This window comes from Pseudomonas sp. WS 5051, assembly GCF_012985715.1.
Taxonomy (GTDB): Bacteria; Pseudomonadota; Gammaproteobacteria; order Pseudomonadales; family Pseudomonadaceae; genus Aquipseudomonas; species Aquipseudomonas bubulae.
In genome coordinates, this window is record NZ_JAAQWV010000025.1 from 37,810 (window position 1) to 44,457 (window position 6,648).

The following is a 6,648-nucleotide window of genomic DNA, read 5'->3' on the forward strand; positions in this document are numbered from 1 at the left end:
CCCAAAAATCCGGTTGTGCAGGAGCAGGTCATGAGTAAACACACGTCAGCACCGCCCACTGGCGATCCCTTGCGCATCCGCGAAGGGCTGCCCTTCCCCCTTGGGGCCACCTGGGATGGCCTGGGCGTCAACTTTGCCCTGTTCTCGGCCAATGCCACCAAGGTCGAGCTGTGCCTGTTCGATGCCGCAGGCGAGGTCGAGCTGGAGCGTATCGAGCTGCCCGAGTACACCGACGAGACCTTCCACGGCTATCTGCCGGACGCCCATCCCGGGCAGGTCTACGGTTATCGCGTGCATGGCCCCTACGACCCGGAAAATGGCCATCGCTTCAACCACCACAAACTGCTGATCGACCCCTACGCCAAACAGCTGGTGGGTGAACTGAAGTGGTCCGAGGCCCTGTTTGGCTACACCATCGGTCACCCGGATGCCGACTTGAGCTTTGATGAACGGGACAGCGCGCCCTTCGTGCCCAAGTGCAAGGTCATCGACCCGGCGCACACCTGGGGTCATGACCACCGCTTGAGCGTGCCTTGGGAACGCACCATCTTCTACGAGGCCCACGTGCGCGGCATCAGCATGCGCCACCCCGCCGTGCCGGATGCGGTGCGTGGTACCTTTGCCGGCTTGATGATCGATGAAGTGGTCGAGCACATCACCGACCTGGGCGTAACCAGCATCGAGCTATTGCCGGTGCATGCCTTCGTCAATGACCAGCATCTGCTGCAAAAAGGCATGACCAATTATTGGGGCTACAACAGCATCGCTTTTTTTGCCCCCGACCCGCGCTATCTGGCCAGCGGCAAGATTGCCGAGTTCAAGGAGATGGTGGCGCGCCTGCACAAGGCCGGCCTCGAGGTGATTCTGGATGTGGTCTACAACCACACCGCCGAAGGCAACGAACAAGGTCCGACCCTGTCCATGCGCGGCATCGACAACGCCTCGTACTATCGCCTGATGCCCGAGGACAAGCGCTACTACATCAACGATTCCGGCACCGGCAACACTCTGGACCTTAGCCATCCATGCGTCTTGCAGATGGTCACTGACTCGCTGCGCTATTGGGCCCGAGAGATGCACGTCGACGGTTTCCGCTTCGACCTGGCGACGATTCTGGGGCGCTATCACGACGGCTTCAACGAACGTCACAGCTTTCTGGTGGCCTGTCGCCAGGACCCGCTGTTGCGCCGGGTAAAAATGATTGCCGAACCTTGGGACTGTGGCCCCGGTGGCTACCAGGTCGGCGGCTTCCCGCCCGGCTGGGCGGAATGGAACGACCGCTTCCGCGACACCGTGCGCGCGTTCTGGAAAGGCGACGAAGGCAAACTGGCTGAATTTGCCGGGCGCATGACCGGTTCGGCCGACCTGTTCAACCACCGGGGCCGAAGGCCCTATAGCTCGGTCAACTTCATTACCGCCCATGACGGCTTCACGCTGCACGACCTGGTGTCCTACAACGATAAACATAACGAGGCCAACGACGAAAACAACCAGGACGGTAGCAACAACAATATTTCCTGGAACAACGGCGTTGAAGGGCCCACCGACGACCCCGAAATCAACGCCTTGCGCCAGCGCCAAATGCGCAATTTCATGGCCACCCTGTTCCTGGCCCAGGGCACGCCGATGCTCGTGGCCGGCGACGAATTCGCCCGCACCCAGCACGGCAACAACAACGCCTACTGCCAGGACAGCGAAATCGGCTGGATCAACTGGGAACTGGACAAGACCGGCAAATCCCTGCTGGCCTTTGTCAAACGCCTGATCAAGTTACGCATGCAGTACCCCATCCTGCGGCGCGGCCTGTTCCTGGTGGGGCACTCCGTTGACACGCCCGAGTACAAGGACGTGACCTGGCTGGCCGCCGATGGCAACGAGATGACCACCGAACAGTGGCAGGACGCCGAGGCCCGGTGCATGGGCATGCTGCTCGATGGCCGGGCGCAGGTATCCGGGGTGCAGCGCGCCGGCGCTGATGCCACCTTGCTGATCGTGGTCAATGCCAACCACGACCCGGTCAACTTCAACCTGCCCAAAGTGCCCCACGGCATCAGCTGGTCATGCCGGCTCGACACCACTGACCCGAGCATCAAGGGCCCGCAGCATCTGCCCTTCAACAAACCCTACAATGTCACCGGGCGTTCGCTGGTGCTGTTTGAATTGCAACACACCGAGGTGTCGTGAATGTATTGATAAACATCAAGTGCACCCCCATAAAAAGCGGCAAGCTGTGACTGTAACTTGCCGCTTTGAAACTGCCCCTGACAGAGGAGTGACCATGCCTACCGAACAAGCTGTCGGCAACACACTTTTATCTGCCACCCCGGCAACAGCACCTGCCGTGCATCGAATCAAGGTGCTGACGGTCAATACACACAAGGGCTTTACCGCCTTCAACCGCCGCTTCATCCTGCCCGAACTGCGCGAAGCCGTGCGCAGCACCGGTGCCGATCTGGTGTTTTTGCAGGAAGTGCTCGGCGAGCACGGCAAGCACGCCTCACGTTATGAAGACTGGCCTGCCACCTCACAGTACGAATTCCTCGCCGACAGCATGTGGAGCGACTTTGCCTACGGGCAAAATGCCGTTTACCCCGACGGTCATCACGGTAATGCCCTGTTGTCCAAGTACCCGATCAAAGCTTCGCGCAATCTCGATGTGTCGATCACCGGGCCTGAGCGGCGCGGCTTGCTGCACTGTGTGCTGGATGTGCCAGGGCATGACAATGTGCATGCCATTTGCGTGCATTTGAGCCTGCTGGAAAGCCATCGCCAACTGCAGATCGTGTTGCTCAACCAACTGCTCAAATCCTTGCCGCCCCATGAGCCGGTGATCATTGCCGGTGACTTCAACGACTGGAAGCAGCAAGGCAACGCTGCCCTGCGCCAGCGTGACGACCTGCATGAGGTGTTTGAGCGCCATCACGGCCAAGTGGCCAAGAGCTATCCCGCGCGCTGGCCACTCCTGCGTCTGGATCGTATCTACTTGCGCAATGCCCGCAGCCATAATCCAGAGATCCTTGGCAATAAGCCGTGGAGCCATTTATCGGATCATTTACCGTTGGCGGTTGAGGTGCATCTGTAATACCGAGGTGCCCGCCTGCCCTCACCCCAACCCTCTCCCGAGGGTGAGGCCTAGGGTGAGGGCGCTGTTGCTCTACCCCGTCACCGGCCGCAATATCAGTACCCCCAGCGGCGGCAGATTCAAGCCCAGCGACACGCCCTGACCATGGCTGGCTACCTCCTGGGTCACCACCCCGCCGCCATTGCCATAATCGGAACCGGCATAGATCGCCGAATCACTGTTGATAACCTCCTGCCAGGTACCGGCAAATGGCACACCGATCCGATAACCTTCGCGCGGCACCGGGGTAAAGTTGGTCACCACCAGCAAGGGCGAACCGTCCTTGCTCCAGCGTAGCCACGCATAAACGCTGTTGGCTGCGTCATCGCCAATCAACCACTGGAAACCCTGCGATACATCATCCTGCTCATACAGCGCTGGCTGCTCGCGGTACAAACGATTCAAGTCGCCAACCAGTTTTTGCACCCCCCGGTGCTCGGGGTATTGCAGTAAATACCAGTCCAGTTGCTGATCATGATTCCATTCACGCCACTGGCCGAATTCGCAGCCCATAAACAGCAGTTTCTTACCCGGATGTGCCCACATAAAACTCAAGTAAGCACGCAGATTGGCGAATTTCTGCCAGCGATCACCGGGCATCTTGTCGATCAGCGAGTGTTTGCCGTGCACCACTTCATCGTGGGAGATCGGCAGGATAAAGCGCTCGGTCCAGGCGTACACCAGGCCAAAGCTCAGTTCGTTGTGATGATGGGCGCGGTACACCGGGTCTTGCTGGATGTAATGCAGCGAATCGTGCATCCAGCCCATGTTCCATTTGTAGGAAAACCCCAGCCCGCCCTGATCGGTGCTCTCGCTGACGCCGGGCCAGGCCGTGGACTCTTCGGCAATCACCAGCGCGCCTGGTACCTCGTAGGCAACCACATCATTGAGATGGCGCAAAAATTCTATCGCTTCGAGGTTTTCCCGCCCGCCATGCCGGTTGGGCACCCACTCACCAGCCTTGCGCGAATAGTCGCGGTACAACATGGACGCCACCGCATCCACGCGCAACCCGTCGACATGAAAGTGCTTGAGCCAGTGCAAGGCCGAGGCAAGCATAAAACCATGCACTTCGGTACGGCCCAGGTTGTAAATCAGGGTGTTCCAGTCCTGATGAAAACCTTCAAGAGGGTTGGCGTATTCGTACAGTGCCGTGCCATCAAACTGCGCCAGCCCATGGGTATCGTTGGGAAAATGCGCTGGTACCCAGTCCAGGATCACACCGATACCGGCCATATGACAGGCATTGACGAACGCGGCAAAATCATCAGGCGAACCATAGCGGGCCGTCGGCGCAAATTGTGACAGAGGCTGATAGCCCCAGGAGCCTCCAAACGGGTGTTCCATGATCGGCATCAGCTCGATATGGGTGAAACCCAGTTGCTGCACGTAAGGGATCAGGCGCTCGGCCAGCTCGGGCCAGGTGTACTGACGCTCGATGTCGCCAACATCATCGGTCTCGCACTGCCATGACCCTGCATGTAACTCGTAAATTGACAACGGTGCGTCACGGCGCTGACGCTGCTCACGGGCTTGCATCCAGTCACCATCCTGCCAGTCGATGGCCAGGGGTGACGCCACCTTCGACGCCGTATCAGGCGGCAACTGAGTGGCCAGCGCCACAGGGTCGGCCTTGAGCGGCAAGATGCCGTGGGCGCCAAGGATTTCGTATTTGTACGCCTCGCCCGCCTGCAGGCGCGGCACAAACAGCTCCCACACGCCGTTGGCGTGGCGCAGGCGCATGGGGTGGCGACGGCCATCCCAGCCGTTGAAATCGCCTACCACAGACACCCGCCGCGCATTTGGCGCCCACACGGCAAAGCGCACCCCCGGCACGCCATCAACCTCCAGCAATTGCGCCCCGAAGCAGCTGCTTAAATCACGGTGGTTGCCTTCGGCAAACAGGTACAAGTCCATCTCACCCAACAACGGACCAAAACTGTAAGGATCTTCGCTGGTTTGCACGGCATTGCCCCAATCAACCTGGAGCAAGTACGGCCGCGCCTGTGTGAAATGCCCGACAAAAAGGCCGGTGACTTGTGCGTCATCAAGGCGCCCGAGTACTTCACCGGTATCCCTGGCGAGTACATTGACACTGACCGCGCCGGGCAAAAAAGCCCGGACAAACTGCCCGCCTGCAGCATCGGCGTGAGGCCCCAGCACCGCAAACGGATCGGGGTGTTCGGCTTTGGTCAGTGCGTCGATGTCCGTAGGGGCGGGTAACAGCGAGTCTTTACCTTTACCAGTATCCATGCTCGAACTCATGCTGCTCTCCGTCTGGTAAAGGTTGTGCATGCCTGTGCATACGTTTCGGTCTTCGACTTGGCCTATGTCCTGAATCCACAGTCCCACCAAGACTAGCTCTTGTGGGGCACCCCGTGAGGGCTAATTACCCTTGGTTTATGCAAAACCCATGCAAATATTGCGGTACGCGCAGCGCAGTGCGCCGTCGGTCACGTGAGCGGAATCAAACCTGCCATCACACGGTCAACCGTCCGACAGCCCTCTACATCCCGCCACCGAGAGGTCATCGTGATGAGTATCCCCATTGCACCTGAAACCCCTGACCCCAATATCGACCAGCCAGCTTTGCCGCCCGTTCCCGGGCCACAACCGCAACAGGAGCCGCCCGAGCGTGACCCGCAACCCATGGGTGACCCGCCCTGTGAGCAAGTGCCGCGAAAGGTAAAGACTGAAAAGTTCTAATTACGGCAATTAACAAGGAGCGGTATGGCAGCGCACATTCAAACAGCATGCCGCTCGTCCCTTTTTTTGAAAAAAAGTCATACCCGTACTACAGAGTGGGCTTACACGTATTCTTTAAAACAGGCCCTACCAAAAACAAACAAACATTCACAAACATTTGAAATTTTTTAATATTTTCAGGCGAAGCATATAAAAGCCCTCACGCAAATGAAACAAGATCATCGCAAAGGTTTCAGAAAGTCTTAATAAGCCACAGGGAAAACTATACGACCACTGTAGGAGCAATCTTAAACAAGATGTGCATATTTTTGACAAACTTTAAGGCAGGTATTAAATCTACAAGGATGCCCTTCCCTTAGCAGGTACCACATGCACAAGAATACAGGATCTCGAGCCTTTCAACTGGCCATGATTTTTATCAAGGAACAGCTCAAGGAACCGACTGCACTGTTCTGGATATTACTGTCGCCCGGTGCTGTCTTCTATCTGCTGATCTACTCGAAAGGAGACGATAATTTCAATCAAGATTACAGCGCTGTCACCGCATGGTTTTATGCCTATATATCTTCAAGCGTAGCGTTCTTTGGATTTTCTTTTTATATCATTGGCCGTCGAGAAAGTGGTTTCATCCGTTCATTCATTTATACGCCACACGCCAGAGCAGTGTTCCTGATAGCGCAACTCATCGCTTACTCTGAATCGCCCCTAGTTTCGTAGACACCTCCAAGCCTTAAAATGAGGCCCATTAGGAGGTGCCATGAGCAACCAGCGATATCCCGAAGAATTCAAAATCCAGGCGGTCAAACAAGTGACCGAAAAGA

5 protein-coding genes are annotated in these 6,648 nt (G+C 57.4%); 4 read left to right on the plus strand and 1 reads right to left on the minus strand.

The window, feature by feature from the left end; genetic code table 11:
• Nucleotides 1-30: 30 nt before the first annotated feature.
• Entirely contained in the window at nt 31-2,184 is a 2,154-nt protein-coding gene (gene glgX / locus HBN79_RS23360) for a glycogen debranching protein GlgX (RefSeq protein WP_169917286.1), read from the plus strand.
• Nucleotides 2,185-2,278: 94 nt separating this feature from the next.
• Entirely contained in the window at nt 2,279-3,082 is an 804-nt protein-coding gene (locus HBN79_RS23365) for an endonuclease/exonuclease/phosphatase family protein (protein WP_095002370.1), read from the plus strand.
• A gap of 72 nt (nt 3,083-3,154) precedes the next feature.
• On the opposite strand, the gene glgB is transcribed toward HBN79_RS23365, so the two are convergent.
• On the minus strand, nt 3,155-5,386 hold the full coding sequence (gene glgB, locus HBN79_RS23370; protein ID WP_169917287.1) for a 1,4-alpha-glucan branching protein GlgB: 2,232 nt from the start codon (nt 5,384-5,386) through the stop codon (nt 3,155-3,157).
• A 270-nt stretch (nt 5,387-5,656) separates the two neighbouring features.
• On the opposite strand from glgB, the gene HBN79_RS23375 reads away from it, so the two are divergent.
• Together HBN79_RS23375 and HBN79_RS23380 are read left to right on the plus strand one after the other, a co-directional pair.
• Nucleotides 5,657-5,827 carry a hypothetical protein gene (locus HBN79_RS23375; RefSeq protein WP_165446481.1) on the plus strand — a complete coding sequence of 57 codons (171 nt, stop codon included), beginning with the start codon at nt 5,657-5,659 and terminating at the stop codon, nt 5,825-5,827.
• Between the two features lie 369 nt (nt 5,828-6,196).
• Nucleotides 6,197-6,544 carry a hypothetical protein gene (locus HBN79_RS23380; protein ID WP_178089949.1) on the plus strand — a complete coding sequence of 116 codons (348 nt, stop codon included), beginning with the start codon at nt 6,197-6,199 and terminating at the stop codon, nt 6,542-6,544.
• Nucleotides 6,545-6,648: the final 104 nt, after the last annotated feature.